We start from the raw sequence: 17,198 nt of genomic DNA, 5'->3' as shown, positions 1-17,198 counted from the left end.
CATGGCATTAGAAAACATTATTATCGAACATGAAAAGGGAATCGCAACCATTTTTATAAACCGTCCAGAGAAATTAAATGCTTTAAATAAAGCTACTATTCAAGAACTGCATGAAACATTACAATTAGCAGATAAAAACCCAGAAATTAAAGTACTAATCATTACAGGAAGTGGTGAAAAAGCATTTGTGGCAGGAGCCGATATTTCAGAATTTGCTCATTTCTCAGATAAAGAAGGTGCAATGTTGGCTGCCAAAGGGCAAGAAATATTATTCGATTTTATCGAAAACATGGAAACACCAGTTATTGCAGCGATTAATGGTTTTGCATTAGGTGGCGGATTAGAATTGGCGATGGCTTGTCATTTTCGTATAGCTTCGGACAATGCAAAAATGGGATTACCAGAAACTTCGTTAGGCGTAATTCCTGGTTACGGAGGAACGCAACGTTTGCCACAATTGGTTGGTAAAGGTCGTGCTATGGAAATGATTATGACCGCAGGAATGATTGATGCTCCAACTGCAAAAGCATACGGATTAGTAAATCACGTTGTTCCACAAGCGAATTTGATGTCAACATATATGACAATTGCCGATAAAATTATGAGAAACTCTCCAGCAGCTATTTCTAAAGCAATTGAAGCTATAAATGCCAATTATAAAGACGGAACCAATGGTTTTGATGTAGAAATTAAAGCTTTCGGAGAATGTTTTGCTACCGATGATTTTAAAGAAGGAACTACTGCATTTTTAGAAAAAAGAAGAGCGGTATTTACAGGAAAATAAGTTAAAACTTATCGTTTTCCATTCCATTCCAAATGAAATTGCTCAAGAAAGGTTTCCATATAATGGTGGCGTTCTTGGGCAATTTTTTTACCAGTTTCGGTATTCATTTTGTCTTTCAATAAAAGTAATTTTTCGTAAAAATGATTCAATGTTGGCGATTCAGAATTTTTGTATTCTTCTTTACTCATTGCAAGATTTGGAAGAATTCCAGGATTATATAACTGACGATTTTTGAAACCACCATAATTGAAAGTTCTTGCAATTCCGATGGCTCCAATAGCATCTAATCTGTCGGCATCTTGTACAACTTCTAATTCTTTCGATGTAAATTTCTTATCGAAATTCCCGCCTTTGAAAGAAATATTTTCGATAATATGAATAACATAACTAATTATTTCTTCCGAAACATTTTGAGATTCTAAGAATTCCCTAGCCACTTTTGGACCAACAGTTTCGTCGCCATCATGAAATTTACTATCAGCAATATCGTGTAATAAAGCACCGAGTTTTACAACAATTTCATCACACTTTTCATCTTTAGCAATTAGAATTGCATTTTTATAAACACGCTCTATATGAAACCAATCGTGACCGCCTTCTGCATTTTCTAGTTTTTGTTTTACGAACTGAATCGTTTTATTTATTAAATCTTGATTGTTCATCTTACGTTTATTATTATAAAAAATGTTGAATTTTGAAATTGTAGCGCTTCAAAATTCAACATTCGTTAATCTGTATTCAACATTATTTTAAATTTGAAAAAGAATTTCTTAAATTTTAACTTGTGTTACCTAGGGTTGTTTATATTTCTTTCAAATTTAATTTTTCCACAAACCATTTTTCTGTTTTATAGATTGGTCTAATAAAACTAATGTAACACCATATTCCAGGAATAATACCTCCTAAAGAAAAAAGGAAACGTTCTAATAAATTAGGGTTTTTTAAAACGCCATTAATTTCTATTTCATTCAAGAAAATTGAACCTGAGATAAATACTATTACAAAAATACCAAAGAAAATAATATTAAAATAGTTAGGTTTAATCTCGACTTCTAATTTAGTTGGATTTTCATTCAAAATCCTTGAAGTTATTAATGGATAATTTTCTAAAAAAGCATCTACTCCAAAAGATTCTCTATAAATTTTGAATTCATTATTTTTGAATTCACTATAAAATTTATCAACTCGAAGTCCATATAATAATTTTTCATTTCCCTGTGAATTTATTATATCATATATATCATCTTTTGTTTTAAGAGTTTTATATTTTTTAATAATTGTAAAAGGGAATTTCATTTTTATTGTTATTTCGTTTACAATGACGGCTATCTAGCTGGCTCTACCCATTTAAAAACTTGAGATTCAGCTGGAATAACTAATCTTTCAGAAATTTTCGCCATTCTTGCAGGCAATTTCATCAAATAATCACGTGCTTTTTCGGCTTCATCTGTAAGTCCTGAAAGTTTTTCGATTTCCCATTTTTCGATGAGCTTTTGCATAATATCTACATAGTCCGAAGCGGTGTAAACGCCAATTCGTTGCGCAGAATCAGAGAAATTCAAGAATGCTGAACTTATTTTTTCTCCAGATTCACGAAGAAATTGAGCCGGCATTACAATTTTTTGTTTCATCATATAATTGAAAGCCAAAAGCATTTCGCTTGGATCAACTTTAAAAATCTGAGTTACAAATTCTGAATATGCATGATGATGGCGCATTTCGTCTCCAGCAATCATTTTGCATATTTTAGCTAATTTATTGTCGCCATATTGTTTGGCAATTTGCGAAACTCTATTGTGAGAAATATAGGTTGCTAATTCCTGAAAACTAGTATAAACAAAGTTTTTGTAAGGATCACGACCTGTCCCAATATCGAAACCATCGGCAATAAGGTGTTGCGTAGTCATTTCTATCTCACGCATGTTTACACGACCAGATAAATACAAGTATTTGTTTAGTAAATCTCCATGACGGTTTTCTTCACCAGTCCAATGGCGAACCCATTTAGACCAACCATTTTGTTCTACTTGCCCAACACCATCAACGTCCATAAGCCATGATTCGTAAGTTGGTAAAGCTTCTTCGGTAATAGTATCACCTACAAGAGTTACCCAAAAATCATAAGGCAAGTCTTTTGCGATTTCGCGTAATTCTTTTACTTCTTCAAAGAAAGTTTCGCTTTCAGAATTGGGTAAAAAGTCGGTTGGTTGCCATATTTTTTCCACTGGAATTAAATATTGGTCAACAAATCCGTCAATTTTATTTTCTAAAAATTGCATAACTTCTAGACGTATGTTTTTTGTAGACATTATAATTTTAGATTTTAGATTTTAGATTTCTCCTAAATCTAGTTATACTTTTATTGATTGAATTACTGCGCTCTCTGTCATAGTCATTATTTCTTCAAAAGAAAAATATTTTACAGCGATTGGTTTGTGAATAATAAATTCTAAACTACTTCCTAAACCCATGGGGAAAGCTCCAAATTTAACCATTTTCCATGAATTATTAATACTAATTGGCACAACATATGCAGATGGTGCGTATTTGCACAACATTTTGAGTCCACTTTCGGAAAATTTCTTAGGTTTTCCTGTTTTGCTTCTGGTTCCTTCTGGGAAAATTACTGCCGAACGTTTGTTTGCTTCGATATATTTTGATAGTTGACCAATGGCTGAAATGGCTTGTTTTGGATCTTTTCTATCTATAAGAACTGAGCCACCATGACTTAAATTATAGGAAACACTCGGAATGCCTTTACCTAACTCTTTTTTGCTTACAAATTTTGTATGAAAACGACGCAGATACCAAATTATAGCAATGATATCATACATGCTCTGGTGATTGGCAACAAAAATAATAGGAACGTCTTTAGGAATTGAATCTTTGTTTTCGAAAGTATACGTAGTTCCTAAAAGATTGGTGCATTTTAGCAAACAAAAGTTCAAATAATCGACACTTTTTTTATGTGCTTGATAGCCAAAAACGTTGAGACAAATCCATTGAATAGGATGAAAAATAAGCAAACAACTTATAAAAAAAAGATAGTATATAACGGATATTGGATAAGATATAAATTTTTCCATCTTATTAGAAATTTTTGACAAAGATACTTTTTTAAATAAAAAAACCACGCCGAAACGTGGTTAGATTTATTCCTTATTTAATTAACAAAACTCTGCGTAAGCATCTTTTAAGTTTTCTGAAATTAGTTCTGCTGGACGACCTTCAATATGATGACGCTCTAACATGTGAACCAACTCTCCGTCTTTAAACAAAGCCATGCAAGGTGATGATGGAGGGAAAGGGAACATGTGTTTGCGAGCTGCGTCTACCGCATCTTTATCGACACCTGCAAAAACAGTAATTAACTGACTAGGTTTTTTTGCTCCGTCTAAACTCATTTTTGCTCCTGGACGTGCATTTCTTGCTGCACAACCACAAACTGAATTTACAACTACAAGCGTAGTTCCTTCTTTTGCTAAAGCAGTTTCTACCGCTTCGGCACTATATAAATCTTGAAAACCAGCCTCTGATAATTCAGCACGCATTGGTTTTACCATTTCTTCTGGATACATAATTTTTGTATTAAAAAAGTTATTGATTTGCAAAGTTACAAAGTTTGCAAGGAAGTAATAGAGAAGTTAATAGTTTTTTAACTATCAACTAAGAATTTTAAGCATTCATGAGTTCTTGAAACAAATTTACAAATTGTCCAACATGATAACCATCCATTAATCCGTGGTGAACATGAACCGACATTGATATGGTTTTCTTGTTGTTTTCTTCCATCATTTTCCCAAATGAAATTTTTGGACAACTGTCAGGAAAAGTAAAACTTCGTGCGTGAGAAAACGAAGTGAAATTTAGCCACGGCAATGCCGAAAAGTGAATTAAATTATCTTGAAAATCTCGAGTAAAAAGTCCTGTTGTAGTTTGTATTCTGGCAATTTCTTTTTTTGTGATTTCGGCAAAATCGTTTATATTATTCGAGTACTCAATTAAGGAAAAACCAAAAGTTTTGTCTTCACGCATGATGGTTGCCGAAGCATCGATGGTATCGAAAATGTAAATTTCATCTTCCATTATTCGATAACGAAAATTCTCGATAGCGTTTGCGGCGACTAATGTTTTGTGTAAATAATAGGTGAAAAATGAAATATTTAACTCTTTTACTTTTTTGTAAGCATTCGTGCAATCGATAGTGGTTGTGATACCAAAAAAAGGTTCTTCCATTTGTTTGAAAAACAAGAAATGTTCCTTTCGGTTCCAAGAATCTAGGTTTAGTTTTTGTTTCATTTTTTGAAATTACTTCAATAAAATTGGCAAAACATCCGTAATTTTCTCTAATGTTCTAAAGTTTGGATGCTCTACTTTATGACTGATTTTTTCGTGTTCCCAAGTGGTATGAAAAGGAATGTGAACCGCATAACCGCCAATTTCCAAAACAGGCAAAACGTCACTTTTCAATGAATTACCAATCATAAAAAATTCATCAGCATTTATTTCTAAACGCGTTAATAATTTCTGATAATTAATTTCTTGTTTGTCTGCCATGACTTCAATATGATGAAAATAATGTCCCAAACCCGAACGATGCAATTTGCTTTGTTGGTCTTTTAAATCTCCTTTTGTAGCTACGATAAGTTTGTATTTCCCACTTAAAGCTTCTAAAGTTTCTTCAACTCCGTCTAACAATTCGATTGGTTTTTGCAGTAATTCTTTACCAAGGTTTATTATTTTTTCGATGATTTCTATCGAAATAGTATTGTTAGAAATTTTCATCGCCGCTTCAATCATCGACAGAATATAACCTTTTATTCCGTAACCGTATAAATCTAAATTCTCTATTTCTACTTTAAACAATTCTTGCGATAATCCTTGATGTGACAAATAATCTTCCATCAGGGCACAGAATTTATATTCCGTTTCCTGAAAATACGGTTCGTTGACGAATAATGTGTCGTCGGCATCGAAAGCGATTACTTTTAGGTTCATAAAATTAGAATTTAAATCTTAAAATTTATACAAATTATAGGTCTTGGTTTTTTTATCATAACCTGTATAAATAAGGCTTTTATTTAGCTCGAAAATAGTTTGATAACTATTTATCTTATCACTTTCTATAAATGCTCTTAATTTATCGAAATTAGAATCTCCTGTTTTTTCATTCACATGGTTAAAGTTTTCATCTAAAACACATTTTAAATAAACAATTTTTTTATTAGCATAAGAATTTATTCCTTGTGAATAATTCTTATACGAAACTAAAGCGCCAATTAATGCTCCTGTGAAACCACCCAACATTCCTCCAATCATCATAGCATTATTTTGTTCAGGATACGAAACGCCACCAAGAGAGATTATATACTTATTGTTTTCGTAAACACCTGTAATTGAAGGGTTTAATTCATGTACTTTTCTCGTAAATTGATTCGGTTTTTCGAGAACTCGTTTTTTATTTATACTACCGTGCTCTTGAACAACATCCGAGTTAATAAAGTCACTTGTCTTATTTGAAGAATATATTATTTTTTTTAAATCGTTATTATCTAGATCTTTAATAGTTAGAAAAACTTGTTCGTCACTTGTTTTCACTAAAAAAACCTTGTTATTTAAAATAAAAGAATTAGAATCTGTATGGCTAAACTCATCTTTTAAAATCACATTTTCATGTTGCAAAACTTTTTGTGTAACAGTATAATCTTTTAGATTAATTATAAGATTTTGATTGAAAGTATAATTATTATCAAAAGAAAGAATTATGGAATGACCATCTATGTATGATTTTTTCTTTTGAGTACTTAGGACCAAAGAATTATTGGTTTTATTGGTTATATTTCTAAATCCATCATTATAAATAGTCCCGTTATTTTCAGAATATAATTTCCAAAAATTTATAGATTTATTTTCAGAATTAACAAACTTTAAATTTGAATTATCTATCGATTTTTTATTCATTTGCCCATCTTTGAATGTGTAGATGTTTAAAATATCTGTATTCTTTATAATAGATAAAACATAAAATATATTATTTATTGTAGCTGAATTAAATATTATCTCTTTTTCTAATACAAAAGGAATTTTTGAAGTAGTTGTTGTGTTTTTATCTAAATTTACTTCTTTAACTTCTATGTTTTCTTCTTTAGAATCTCTCCAATAAGTGTAATATATTTGATTGTTTTTGCTGTAACCTAAATAGTCGTTTTTTCCTTTCGACTCATCAATCATACTTATTTTTCCTGTTTGTTGAAAAGTTTCATCTAATGAAATAAAATCGAGTTTAGTTTTATCATTAAAAATTAACATTATTTTTTTATCTTGCTCATCAACAATAGAATAAATTCCTTTAGAATTTTCTATTTCATAATTTACAGATCCAACTTTTTCTTGTGAATAATTTATTTGTGAAATAAAGAACAAACAAGCTATTAAATATTTTTTCATCTTTTTATATTAATTAATTCCCTCTCCATTCCCAACTCCAGCAACATCAGGATTTACAAAAGCTAATTTTCCGTCAGGCAAATTGGTCATCAAAATCATACCTTGACTTTCTACACCACGCAAAGCTCTTGGTGCTAGATTTACTAAAACAGTGACTTGTTTTCCTATAATTTCTTCTGGCGAAAAACTTTCGGCAATTCCAGAAACAATCGTACGAACATCGATTCCTGTGTCTATTTTTAAAACTAACAATTTGTTGGCTTTTGGCATTTTTTCGGCTTCGATAATGGTTCCTACACGCAAATCCATTTTGGCAAAATCATCGTATTGGATTAGTTCTTTTTGCGGTTCAGCTTTTTTATTTTCGGCAATATTAGCAGTTTTTGTAGCTTCCAATTTGTCTATTTGTTTTTGTATTTGTTCGTCTTCTATTTGTGCAAATAATATTTCTCCTTCGCCAATTTTGTGTCCAGCAAGAATCAAATCAGAATTTGTTGCGATATCATTCCAAGTTAATTGAGATTCCTCCTTCGTCGGAATGACAAGAATGCGTGATAATTTCTCAGCAGTAAACGGCAAGAAAGGTTCGCATAAAACACGCAGCGCCGTCGCAATTTGTAATGCCACATACATTTGCGTTTTTACACGTTCTGGATCGGTTTTTACCATTTTCCAAGGTTCTTCGTCAGCAAGATATTTATTTCCTAAACGAGCCACATTCATTAGTTCACCCAAAGCTTCACGGAAACGGTATCTTTCTATCGAACTAGAAATCACCGCTGGATAGGCTTTCAATTCTGTTAAAGTCGCTTCATCTACTACCGAAAATTCGTTAGGGTTTGGTACAACTCCTTCGTAATATTTATTAGTAAGAACCACCACACGATTGATGAAATTTCCAAAAATCGCAGCTAATTCATTATTATTTCTCGCTTGGAAATCCTTCCAAGTAAAATCATTGTCCTTACTTTCTGGAGCATTTGCTGTAAGCGCATAACGCAAAACATCTTGCTGGTTAGGAAAATCTTCTAAATATTCGTGCAACCAAACTGCCCAGTTTTTTGAAGTCGATAATTTATTTCCTTCTAAATTCAAAAATTCATTGGCAGGAACATTATCTGGTAAGATAAAACTTCCTTCCGCTTTTAGCATCGCTGGGAAAATAATACAGTGAAAAACAATATTGTCTTTTCCTATAAAATGTACCAACTTCGTATCATCATTTTTCCAATACGGTTCCCAATCTTTTCCTTCACGAGCTGCCCATTCTTTGGTCGCAGAAATGTATCCAATAGGTGCATCGAACCAAACATATAGTTTTTTTCCTTCGGCACCAGCCACAGGAACGTCAATTCCCCAATCTAAATCACGAGTAACCGCACGAGGTTCTAGTCCGCCGTCAATCCATGATTTTACTTGACCGTAAACATTCGGTTTCCAGTCATTTTTGTGTCCAACAAGAATCCATTCCGTTAAGAAATCCGAATAACGATCTAGTGGTAAAAACCAGTGTTTTGTCGATTTCATAATCGGTGTTTCACCTGTAATGGTCGATTTTGGATTAATTAAATCCGTAGCATTTAAGGTCGACCCGCATTTTTCGCATTGGTCACCATAAGCTTCTTCGTTGCCACATTTTGGACAAGTTCCAACCACAAATCTGTCCGCCAAAAACTGATCCGCTTTGGCATCGTACAATTGCTCGGTTACTTCCTCGATAAAATCACCTTTGTCATACAATTTCTTGAAAAATTCCGAAGCTGTATCATGATGAATTTTTGCCGAAGTTCTCGAATAATTATCGAACGAAATTCCGAAATCGATAAACGATTTACGAATAATTCCATCGTATTTATCAATCACTTCCTGTGGCGTGATGCCTTCTTTTTTCGCTTTCATCGAAATGGCAACACCATGTTCGTCGCTTCCGCACATGAACGCTACATCTTTTCCTTGCAAACGTAAGTAACGTGAATATATATCGGAAGGAACGTAAACTCCTGCTAAATGTCCAATGTGAATAGGTCCGTTGGTATAAGGCAAAGCTGCCGTAATCGTATATCTTTTAGGATTCTGAATCATAGTTATTGTAATATAAGGTGCAAAAATAAGCAATAGAATTTTTATTTGAAGCTATTCCCGCTATCCGTTTCAATCTTTTTTCTCTCGTTTAAAAAAAAACGAGATCAAAAAAGGATTTCCACTGCTATCGGGGCTAAAAAATCGATTTAAATTCATGTTATATCAATAGAAATAAATCATATCACAAAGCTCACAAAGACGCACCAAGAAAATTAAAAAAACTTTGTGTTTTTCTTTGTGAATCTTTGTGTGATTTTTTTAAAATCACTGTCATCTGTGTGCCAATAAAAAATAACTTTTTATATTTGTAACAATCAGATATAAAATGAAAAAAACATTCATACTAGTATTACTTTTTACCCTTTCAAATATTCATTCTCAAACAAAAATGATCACACCACCGTATTTAAAAAAAGGCGACACCATTGCCATAGTTGCCACCGCTCGTAAAAACATCGACGACAATTTGAAATTTGCCAAAGATTTACTCACCAGTTGGGGATTAAATGTAAAAGTAGGAAGTACAATTGGACTCGATTTAGACCAACTCGCAGGAACCGATGAGCAACGAGCTGCCGATTTTCAAAATCAAATGGATAATGAAAACATCAAAGCCGTTTGGTGTGTTCGTGGTGGTTACGGAACGGTAAGAATGATTGATTTGTTAGATTTTACAAAATTCAAACAAAACCCAAAATGGATTATTGGTTTTAGCGATGTGACTGTTTTACACAACCATTTGAATACGATGGGTTATAAATCTATTCACGGGATTATGCCTGTAAGTTCAAAGGCAACTGATGAAGCAAAAGAATCCCTAAGAAAAGCTTTGTTTGGGGAAAAACTAGGGTACGAAATAGAACACCATTACATGAATAAACTAGGTAATGCTTCAGGCGAATTAGTAGGAGGGAATTTGTCTATTTTATATAGTTTATTGGGCTCTAAATCGGCAATAAATTGTGATGATAAAATCCTTTTTATGGAAGATCTTGACGAATATTTGTACCATATAGACCGCATGATGATGAATTTACAACGTAATGGTTGTCTAGAAAGCATCAGGGGAATTATTGTGGGATCTATGACAAAAATGAAAGACAATGATATTCCTTGGGGGAAAAATGCTTTGCAAATTATTGAAGATGTGACTAAAAAGTATAATGTTCCTATTATTTATGATTTCCCAGCAGGACATATTCAAGATAATCGTGCATTGATTATGGGAAATAAAGTTTTTATAAATGTAAATGGTGAATGTAGCACAGTGATTTTTGAATAGACTACTTAGATTATTAGACTTGCTTAGACTTCTTAGAAAGTTAGATTTGAGTCTGAGTAGTCTAAGCAATCTAATAATCTAAGTAGTCTAAAAAATGGCAGAACACAACGATCTCGGAAAACTCGGTGAAGACCTTTCGGTTGAATTTCTTCAAAAGAATGGATATACTATTTTGGAAACCAATTGGACTTTCCAGAAAGCCGAAATAGATATTATTGCTCAAAAAGAAAATGTGTTGGTAATTGTTGAAGTAAAAACACGTTCATCAATAGATTTTGGTTCGCCGCAAGATTTTGTGAAACCCGCAAAAATTCAGCTTTTAGTAAAAGCAGTTAATGAATATGTGATTTCGAACGATTTAGATTTAGAAATTCGTTTCGATATTATTGCGGTTTACAAAGAAGGAAAAGAATTTAAAATCGAACATTTAGAAGATGCTTTTTATCATTTTTAATTACGGTGCTGGATTTGGAACTAATTCCTGAATTTTATTTATTTCCTCTAAAACAGCATCGGTTAACATCACATCGAAAGCATTAATATTTTCTTCTAATTGGTCTATACTTGTTGCGCCAATAATCGTTGAAGTTACAAATTGTTGGTGGTTTACAAACGCAAGTGCTAATTCAGTTATAGTTAATCCGCAATCATGCGCTAAATCTTGATACATTTTTGTTGCTTTATAACAATTTTCGTTTGTATAACGTGTAAATTGTGGAAACAAATCTAATCTTGAATTGGCTTGAATTCCGTTTAAATGTTTTCCTGATAAAAACCCGAAACCTAAAGGAGAATAAGCTAATAATCCCACATTTTCACGAATGCAAATCTCAGACAAACCTACTTCGAATAAACGATTTAATAAAGAATATGGGTTTTGAATCGTAGCAATTTTTGGTAAATTATGTTTCTCGCTTTCCATCAAAAAACGCATAACTCCCCAAGGATTTTCGTTAGAAACACCAATGTGTTTTATTTTACCTTCTTTTATTAATCCATCAAAAACGGTTAAAATTTCAAAAATGGAATCTTTCCATTGTTCATCTATTTTAGACAGGCCACGTTGTCCGAACATATTCATGATGCGTTCCGGCCAATGCATTTGGTACAAATCAATATAATCTGTTTGAAGATTTTTTAAACTTAAATTGACAGCGTCATGTATGTTTTTTTTAGAAAAATCTAACGGTTCACGTATGTAACCCATACCGCGATTTGGGCCAGCAATTTTTGTAGCTAAAACTATGTTCTCTCTTTTGCTTTGACCAATTTTTTGAATCCAAGAACCCATATATCTTTCGGTACTTCCAAAAATATGTTCGTTTCCTCCTATAGGATACATTTCGGCAGTATCTAGAAAATTGATTCCTTTTTCTGTAGCGAAATCTAACTGCGAATGGGCTTCATTTTCGGTATTTTGATTACCAAAAGTCATGGTGCCAAGACAAATATTGCTAACTTTTAGATTTGTGTTGGGGAGTGTGGTATATTTCATTTTTTTGTGGCACTGAGTTTCTGAAGTTCAAAGGTACAAAGGTTTTTAAAACTAAAAAAGGTCGAACATTGAATAAAGAACAATGAATTTTGAAAAAAGAAAAGGCTCTAAGAAAATCTTAGAACCTTTCTGTCTCAGAGCCTTTGCGCCTCTATATGTCATTTAACATTTTAGAAATTTCGTCTAATTTTGGAGTCAAAACAATTTCGATTCTTCTGTTTTTTGCTTTACCTTCAGGTGTATCATTACTCATTAATGGAGAAAATTCTCCACGACCAGCAGCAGTAAGATTTTGTTTGTTTATTTTTGCGTTTTCACCTAAAATATTCACAATAGAAGTAGCTCTTTTTGTAGATAAATCCCAGTTATTTTCTATTTGACCAACTGCTCCACCAAACTTATCATTATCCGTGTGACCTTCTATTAATACTGAAATATCTGGATTGTCGCCCAACACTTTTCCTACTGCTACAACCGCTTTTTTACCTTCGGCGCCCACAGCCCAGCTTCCAGATTCGAAAAGCAATTTGTTTTCCATAGAAACATATACTTTCCCGTCTTTTTGTTGCACAGTAAGCCCTTTTCCTTCAAATGCTTTTAGCGATTTAGATAAGGTTTCTTTTAGTTTTTTCATCGAAGCTTCTTTGGCAGCGATTAATCCCTCTAATTCGTTTACTCTATCAGAACGGTCTTTCAAATCGGTACTTAATTTTCCTAAACGTGATTTTTCGGCAGCTAGTGCTTTTTCTTTGGCTTCTAGTTGTGCTAGTAAATCACGATTTTTGTCCATGTTTGCTTTTAGAGATTCGTCGCTGTTTTTCTCTAAGGCATTGTAGGAACTTTGTAATGTTTTTAAGTTATTACTTGATGCAGCATAATCGGCAGCGAGTTTGTCTCTTTCTGCTTTTAGTTTGTCAAGTTCTGTTTTTAGTGTTCCGTTGTCTAATTCAAATTGGTTTTTTGCGGTTTTTAAACTTTCGTTTTCGTCGGAAAGTGCGTTGCGTTCTTTTTTTAGTTCGGCAAATTTTGTTTCTAAATCGGCAAATATTTTTTTAGAAACACATGAAGTTGTTATGGCTAATACCAATAACCCTAAGGAGATTTTCTTTATCATTGTTGTTTGGTTTTATTTGTTTTTGGAATTAAAAATTGTGTATCCTAATCTTAAAGAAACTGTACTTAAAGGAACTTTATAATAATAATAATCTTTTGCAACATTATATGCCCCAGCCTTCATTTCTATGGCAAGTCTGTCTTTGTAGGTATAACCTAGTCCGTACGAAAACATATATCTTAAATCTGTTTCTAAATTAAAATAGTTATTTTTATTAATTTCTGAATCTAAAACAGTAATAGTATTGAAAGCAACATTAAGAAAAAACTTAGAATTTTTATTCAAATACATGTAATATTTTGTACCCAAGGATAAAGCAATAGATTCATACTTTATCGTCCATGTATCCGGAGTTACAGAAACTCCATAATAAGGAGGATAATATTGCACTCCTTCCGATTCGTATTTTTGATAACTTGATTCAAAGAAAACACCCCATTTGTTTTTGTTGATTGGTAGAACATATTCGAACTCTAGGCCGTAGACAGGGTTGTTTTTATTTTTAAATGGAACCTTGTCGGGTGTAGAACTGTTCAAATAAGAATCGATACGACCAGAGGTGAAATTTACTCCTGCCTTTAATATGAATTTGTAATAACCTTTTGATAAATTTTTAGAATAATTTACTAATAGGGATTTGTGAAATTCATTGTACTTGATAAAATGTTTTGCTAAGTTTTTTTCATCAAAATCTAATTTCAATATTTCGTTTATTAATGTTGTTTCACATTTCACATTAGTTAAAATTTGATTTTGGAATGAATTATTTTCTCTTATGTTGTCCTCTGTAAGATATTTTTTATGCACTAATTCTTCAACAGGAATAGTATCCGTAGAGTAAAAATATTTATACTGATTATTAGAAATATGGCAATATAAGTTAGCTTTTCCTTCTATTAGAGCTTTCAAAAAAAATGTTTTTACCAGAAAAACAGGCTCGTATTTACTACTCAATCTATCTATTACGCTTTCGGAGATATCGTATTTCACAGTTTCTCTGATATATTTAAAATCACCTATTACTCCAAATTCTTTTACATTTTTAATATCTGCTGTTTGGGTTATATCGTTTTCTGATAATTTATAATTAAATTCGGTTGGACTATTATTCCAATCTTCATTTTTAATTAGGCATTCTATTTTTATGTTACTATTATTAACATAATAACCCTTCTCAAAATTAATTTGAGAATAAAAGTTTAAATTGAATAACAATAGTAGTGTAACGATTATTTTTTTTGACATTTATTAGGTTTATTTTATTTTTGCTATTGAAAACTATTCTATTTCTAATAAAACGGGGCAATGATCAGAATGTTTTGCGTCGGGCAAAATAATTGCTCGTTTCATTCTTCCTTTGAGTGGTTCGCTAACCAAATTGTAATCGATACGCCAACCTTTGTTGTTTCCTCTGGCTCCAGCTCTGTAACTCCACCAAGAATAATGGTGTGGTTCTTTGTTAAAATGACGGAAGCTGTCTATAAAACCAGACTTCATAAATCCGTCTAACCAAGCGCGTTCTTCTGGCAAAAAGCCTGAAGTTTTTGCGTTTTGAGCTGGATTGTGAATATCGATAGCTTGGTGACAAATATTATAATCTCCACAAATAACTAGATTTGGAATTTCGATTTTTAGGTTGTTAATGTAGTTGTGAAAATCATCCATAAACATGAATTTATGGTCTAATCTTTCGATATTTGTTCCAGATGGTAAATACAAACTCATGATGGAAACGTCATCAAAATCGACACGAAGAGTCCTTCCCTCAAAATCCATGTGATCGATTCCTGTGCCAAAAACAATGTTTTTAGGTTCGGTTTTAGATAAAATTGCTACACCACTATACCCTTTTTTTTGTGCCGAAAAATAGTATTGGTACGGATAACCCGCTGCGGTAATTTGATCGGTAGGAATTTGATCTTTGTTTGCTTTTATCTCCTGAAGACAAATAACATCAGGGTTTGCGGCTTGCAACCAATCGATAAAACCTTTCGTAATAGCTGCTCGAATTCCGTTTACGTTGTAGGAAATTATTTTCATTGAAATGTGAATCTTTTTTATCAAAAGTATAGAAAAAATAGTCAATTTAGAAAAGAAATTTAATTTAGTTTTAAAGCCTTTATAATCAATGTTTTTCAAATAATAGTTTAACAAACGTTGAGGATTTAGACGAAGTTTTTCTGAAAATTCAACAACTTTTGCTATCTTTGTTTTTCGCCAAAAATTCAAAACTAAATGGGTTTAGTTACCGCTAAAGAAGTTGCAAAAGCAATAAATACCGACAAATATGGAGTTTTGGGAACTTTCTCAGGATGGTTGCTCATGAAAGCGCTCCGAATATCAAAACTTAATAAAATTTATGACAAAAATAAACATTTGTCTGAATTAGAGTTTTTGAATGCCATATTAGATGAGTTTCAAATTAAGTTTGAAATTCCAGAAGAAGATTTAAAACGTTTGCCTAAAGATGGCGCCTATATTACAGTTTCTAATCATCCGCTTGGAGGAATTGATGGTATTTTATTGTTGAAATTAATGCTTGAAAGAGAACCTAATTTTAGGATTATTGCAAATTTTTTACTTCACAGAATAGAACCTATGAAGCCTTATATCATGCCTGTAAATCCTTTTGAGGATCACAAAGATGCGAAATCGAGTGTGATAGGAATTAAGGAAACACTTCGTCATTTGAGAGACGGAAAACCTTTGGGAATGTTTCCTGCAGGAGAAGTTTCTACTTATAAAGACGGCAAAATAATGGTTGATAAACCATGGGAAGAAGGCGCTATAAAGGTAATTAGAAAAGCACAAGTTCCTGTAGTTCCTATTTATTTTCATGCAAAAAACAGTCGATTCTTTTACTTTTTATCTAAAATAAGTGACACGCTTCGCACGGCAAAATTGCCTTCGGAATTACTAACACAAAAAGATAGAGTGATTAAAGTTCGTATAGGAAAACCAATTTCTGTAGCCGAACAAAACGAACACGAAACTATTGAAGCTTACTCGGAATTTTTGCGTAAAAAAACCTATATGTTGGCTAATGCTTTCGAAAAGGAAACAAAATTAATTACTGTACCAAGTTTAAAATTACCAAAAAATCCAAAAGAAATTGTTACTGGTGCCAATCGTGAAAAAATGATTGTCGAGATTGATACTCTTCGTGAAAAAGGCGACAGATTATTAGAAAGTAAAAATTATGAGGTATTTTTTGCCGAAGCCAACGATATTCCTAATATTTTACACGAAATAGGTCGTTTGCGTGAGATTACTTTTAGAGAAGTGGGCGAAGGCACAAACGAATCGATAGATATAGATAAATTTGACAAACATTATCACCACTTATTCTTGTGGGATTCTGAAGCAAAAGTAATTGCGGGTGCTTATAGAATGGGATTGGGATCTGAAATTTTTGCAAAATATGGAATTAACGGATTTTATCTCCAAGATTTATTCCGTTTTGAACCTGAATTGTATGATATGATGAGCAAATCTATCGAAATGGGTCGCGCATTTATTATTAAAGATTACCAGCAAAAACCAATGCCTTTGTTCCTGCTTTGGAAAGGAATTGTACATACCACCTTGCGTCATCCTGAACACACTTTCTTGATTGGTGGTGTCAGTATTAGCAATCAGTTTTCGGATTTTTCGAAATCGCTTATGATTGAGTTTATGAAATCTAATTATTACGATCCTTATGTTGCACAATATATTCATCCTAAAAAAGAGTATAAAGTAAAACTAAAAGATGCCGATAAAGATTTTATTTTTAATGAAGCCGAAGCCGATTTGGTTAAATTTGATAAAATTATCGAAGAGTTAGAGCCAGGAAGTTTGCGTTTGCCAGTTTTAATTAAAAAATACATCAAACAAAATGCGAGAGTGGTTGCCTTTAACGTGGATCCATTGTTCAATAATGCGGTTGATGGCCTGATGTACATTCGGATTGCCGATATTCCGGAAAGCACCATGAAACCCGTAATGGAAGAAT

General features: G+C 32.5%; 17 protein-coding genes. 4 read left to right on the top strand and 13 right to left on the bottom strand.

The annotated features are described in order from the left end of the window. Position 1 precedes the first annotated feature (1 nt). A complete protein-coding gene (locus tag ACH2BP_RS00340) occupies positions 2 to 784 on the top strand; it encodes an enoyl-CoA hydratase/isomerase family protein (protein WP_395055892.1) in 783 nt (260 codons plus the stop codon). An 8-nt stretch (positions 785 to 792) separates the two neighbouring features. On the opposite strand, the gene ACH2BP_RS00335 is transcribed toward ACH2BP_RS00340, so the two are convergent. The 9 genes from ACH2BP_RS00335 to metG form a co-directional block, all read right to left on the bottom strand. Beyond that, positions 793 to 1,446, bottom strand: a complete 654-nt coding sequence (locus ACH2BP_RS00335; RefSeq protein ID WP_395055890.1) for an HD domain-containing protein — start codon at positions 1,444 to 1,446, stop codon at positions 793 to 795. A 139-nt stretch (positions 1,447 to 1,585) separates the two neighbouring features. Further along, positions 1,586 to 2,080 (bottom strand): hypothetical protein, encoded by a 495-nt coding sequence (locus ACH2BP_RS00330; protein WP_395055888.1) that lies wholly within the window; start codon positions 2,078 to 2,080, stop codon positions 1,586 to 1,588. A 29-nt stretch (positions 2,081 to 2,109) separates the two neighbouring features. Then, on the bottom strand, positions 2,110 to 3,093 hold the full coding sequence (locus ACH2BP_RS00325) for an acyl-ACP desaturase (RefSeq protein ID WP_395055886.1): 984 nt from the start codon (positions 3,091 to 3,093) through the stop codon (positions 2,110 to 2,112). 42 nt (positions 3,094 to 3,135) lie between these two features. Further along, a complete protein-coding gene (locus ACH2BP_RS00320) occupies positions 3,136 to 3,870 on the bottom strand; it encodes a lysophospholipid acyltransferase family protein (RefSeq protein ID WP_395055884.1) in 735 nt (244 codons plus the stop codon). Positions 3,871 to 3,951: 81 nt separating this feature from the next. Continuing rightward, a complete protein-coding gene (locus ACH2BP_RS00315; protein WP_395055882.1) occupies positions 3,952 to 4,362 on the bottom strand; it encodes a BrxA/BrxB family bacilliredoxin in 411 nt (136 codons plus the stop codon). Positions 4,363 to 4,459: 97 nt separating this feature from the next. After that, positions 4,460 to 5,083, bottom strand: a complete 624-nt coding sequence (locus ACH2BP_RS00310) for a CatA-like O-acetyltransferase (RefSeq protein ID WP_395055880.1) — start codon at positions 5,081 to 5,083, stop codon at positions 4,460 to 4,462. Between the two features lie 9 nt (positions 5,084 to 5,092). Further along, on the bottom strand, positions 5,093 to 5,782 hold the full coding sequence (locus ACH2BP_RS00305; RefSeq protein ID WP_395055878.1) for an HAD family hydrolase: 690 nt from the start codon (positions 5,780 to 5,782) through the stop codon (positions 5,093 to 5,095). Positions 5,783 to 5,800: 18 nt separating this feature from the next. Then, on the bottom strand, positions 5,801 to 7,231 hold the full coding sequence (locus ACH2BP_RS00300; protein WP_395055876.1) for a hypothetical protein: 1,431 nt from the start codon (positions 7,229 to 7,231) through the stop codon (positions 5,801 to 5,803). A 9-nt stretch (positions 7,232 to 7,240) separates the two neighbouring features. After that, entirely contained in the window at positions 7,241 to 9,313 is a 2,073-nt protein-coding gene (metG, locus tag ACH2BP_RS00295; RefSeq protein WP_395055957.1) for a methionine--tRNA ligase, read from the bottom strand. A 388-nt stretch (positions 9,314 to 9,701) separates the two neighbouring features. Between metG and ACH2BP_RS00290 the strand changes: the two genes are divergently transcribed. Both ACH2BP_RS00290 and ACH2BP_RS00285 read left to right on the top strand, forming a co-directional pair. Further along, a complete protein-coding gene (locus ACH2BP_RS00290; protein ID WP_395055955.1) occupies positions 9,702 to 10,595 on the top strand; it encodes an LD-carboxypeptidase in 894 nt (297 codons plus the stop codon). A gap of 94 nt (positions 10,596 to 10,689) precedes the next feature. After that, on the top strand, positions 10,690 to 11,049 hold the full coding sequence (locus tag ACH2BP_RS00285) for a YraN family protein (protein WP_395055874.1): 360 nt from the start codon (positions 10,690 to 10,692) through the stop codon (positions 11,047 to 11,049). On the opposite strand, the gene ACH2BP_RS00280 is transcribed toward ACH2BP_RS00285, so the two are convergent. The 4 genes from ACH2BP_RS00280 to ACH2BP_RS00265 all read right to left on the bottom strand — a co-directional run bounded on the left by ACH2BP_RS00280 (position 11,050) and on the right by ACH2BP_RS00265 (position 15,244). Beyond that, entirely contained in the window at positions 11,050 to 12,090 is a 1,041-nt protein-coding gene (locus ACH2BP_RS00280; protein WP_395055872.1) for an aldo/keto reductase, read from the bottom strand. Between the two features lie 151 nt (positions 12,091 to 12,241). Then, on the bottom strand, positions 12,242 to 13,204 hold the full coding sequence (locus tag ACH2BP_RS00275; RefSeq protein ID WP_395055870.1) for an OmpA family protein: 963 nt from the start codon (positions 13,202 to 13,204) through the stop codon (positions 12,242 to 12,244). A gap of 12 nt (positions 13,205 to 13,216) precedes the next feature. After that, positions 13,217 to 14,449 carry a hypothetical protein gene (locus ACH2BP_RS00270; RefSeq protein ID WP_395055868.1) on the bottom strand — a complete coding sequence of 411 codons (1,233 nt, stop codon included), beginning with the start codon at positions 14,447 to 14,449 and terminating at the stop codon, positions 13,217 to 13,219. Between the two features lie 33 nt (positions 14,450 to 14,482). Beyond that, a complete protein-coding gene (locus ACH2BP_RS00265) occupies positions 14,483 to 15,244 on the bottom strand; it encodes an exodeoxyribonuclease III (protein WP_395055866.1) in 762 nt (253 codons plus the stop codon). A gap of 195 nt (positions 15,245 to 15,439) precedes the next feature. Between ACH2BP_RS00265 and ACH2BP_RS00260 the strand changes: the two genes are divergently transcribed. After that, a partial coding sequence (locus ACH2BP_RS00260; protein WP_395055864.1) for a GNAT family N-acyltransferase occupies positions 15,440 to 17,198 on the top strand: 1,759 nt, incomplete at its 3' end.

The organism is Flavobacterium sp. (assembly GCF_043756175.1).
Lineage (GTDB): Bacteria > Bacteroidota > Bacteroidia > Flavobacteriales > Flavobacteriaceae > Flavobacterium.
This window is presented reverse-complemented; position numbering and strand designations above follow the sequence as displayed.

Excerpts from the sequence above, each read along its gene's own strand:
- ACH2BP_RS00340 (WP_395055892.1), top strand. The coding sequence starts at position 2 with ATGGCATTAGAAAACATTATTATCGAACATGAAAAGGGAATCGCAACC.
- ACH2BP_RS00335 (WP_395055890.1), bottom strand. The coding sequence starts at position 1,446 with ATGAACAATCAAGATTTAATAAATAAAACGATTCAGTTCGTAAAACAA.
- ACH2BP_RS00330 (WP_395055888.1), bottom strand. The coding sequence starts at position 2,080 with ATGAAATTCCCTTTTACAATTATTAAAAAATATAAAACTCTTAAAACA.
- ACH2BP_RS00325 (WP_395055886.1), bottom strand. The coding sequence starts at position 3,093 with ATGTCTACAAAAAACATACGTCTAGAAGTTATGCAATTTTTAGAAAAT.
- ACH2BP_RS00320 (WP_395055884.1), bottom strand. The coding sequence starts at position 3,870 with ATGGAAAAATTTATATCTTATCCAATATCCGTTATATACTATCTTTTT.
- ACH2BP_RS00315 (WP_395055882.1), bottom strand. The coding sequence starts at position 4,362 with ATGTATCCAGAAGAAATGGTAAAACCAATGCGTGCTGAATTATCAGAG.
- ACH2BP_RS00310 (WP_395055880.1), bottom strand. The coding sequence starts at position 5,083 with ATGAAACAAAAACTAAACCTAGATTCTTGGAACCGAAAGGAACATTTC.
- ACH2BP_RS00305 (WP_395055878.1), bottom strand. The coding sequence starts at position 5,782 with ATGAACCTAAAAGTAATCGCTTTCGATGCCGACGACACATTATTCGTC.
- ACH2BP_RS00300 (WP_395055876.1), bottom strand. The coding sequence starts at position 7,231 with ATGAAAAAATATTTAATAGCTTGTTTGTTCTTTATTTCACAAATAAAT.
- metG (WP_395055957.1), bottom strand. The coding sequence starts at position 9,313 with ATGATTCAGAATCCTAAAAGATATACGATTACGGCAGCTTTGCCTTAT.
- ACH2BP_RS00290 (WP_395055955.1), top strand. The coding sequence starts at position 9,702 with ATGATCACACCACCGTATTTAAAAAAAGGCGACACCATTGCCATAGTT.
- ACH2BP_RS00285 (WP_395055874.1), top strand. The coding sequence starts at position 10,690 with ATGGCAGAACACAACGATCTCGGAAAACTCGGTGAAGACCTTTCGGTT.
- ACH2BP_RS00280 (WP_395055872.1), bottom strand. The coding sequence starts at position 12,090 with ATGAAATATACCACACTCCCCAACACAAATCTAAAAGTTAGCAATATT.
- ACH2BP_RS00275 (WP_395055870.1), bottom strand. The coding sequence starts at position 13,204 with ATGATAAAGAAAATCTCCTTAGGGTTATTGGTATTAGCCATAACAACT.
- ACH2BP_RS00270 (WP_395055868.1), bottom strand. The coding sequence starts at position 14,449 with ATGTCAAAAAAAATAATCGTTACACTACTATTGTTATTCAATTTAAAC.
- ACH2BP_RS00265 (WP_395055866.1), bottom strand. The coding sequence starts at position 15,244 with ATGAAAATAATTTCCTACAACGTAAACGGAATTCGAGCAGCTATTACG.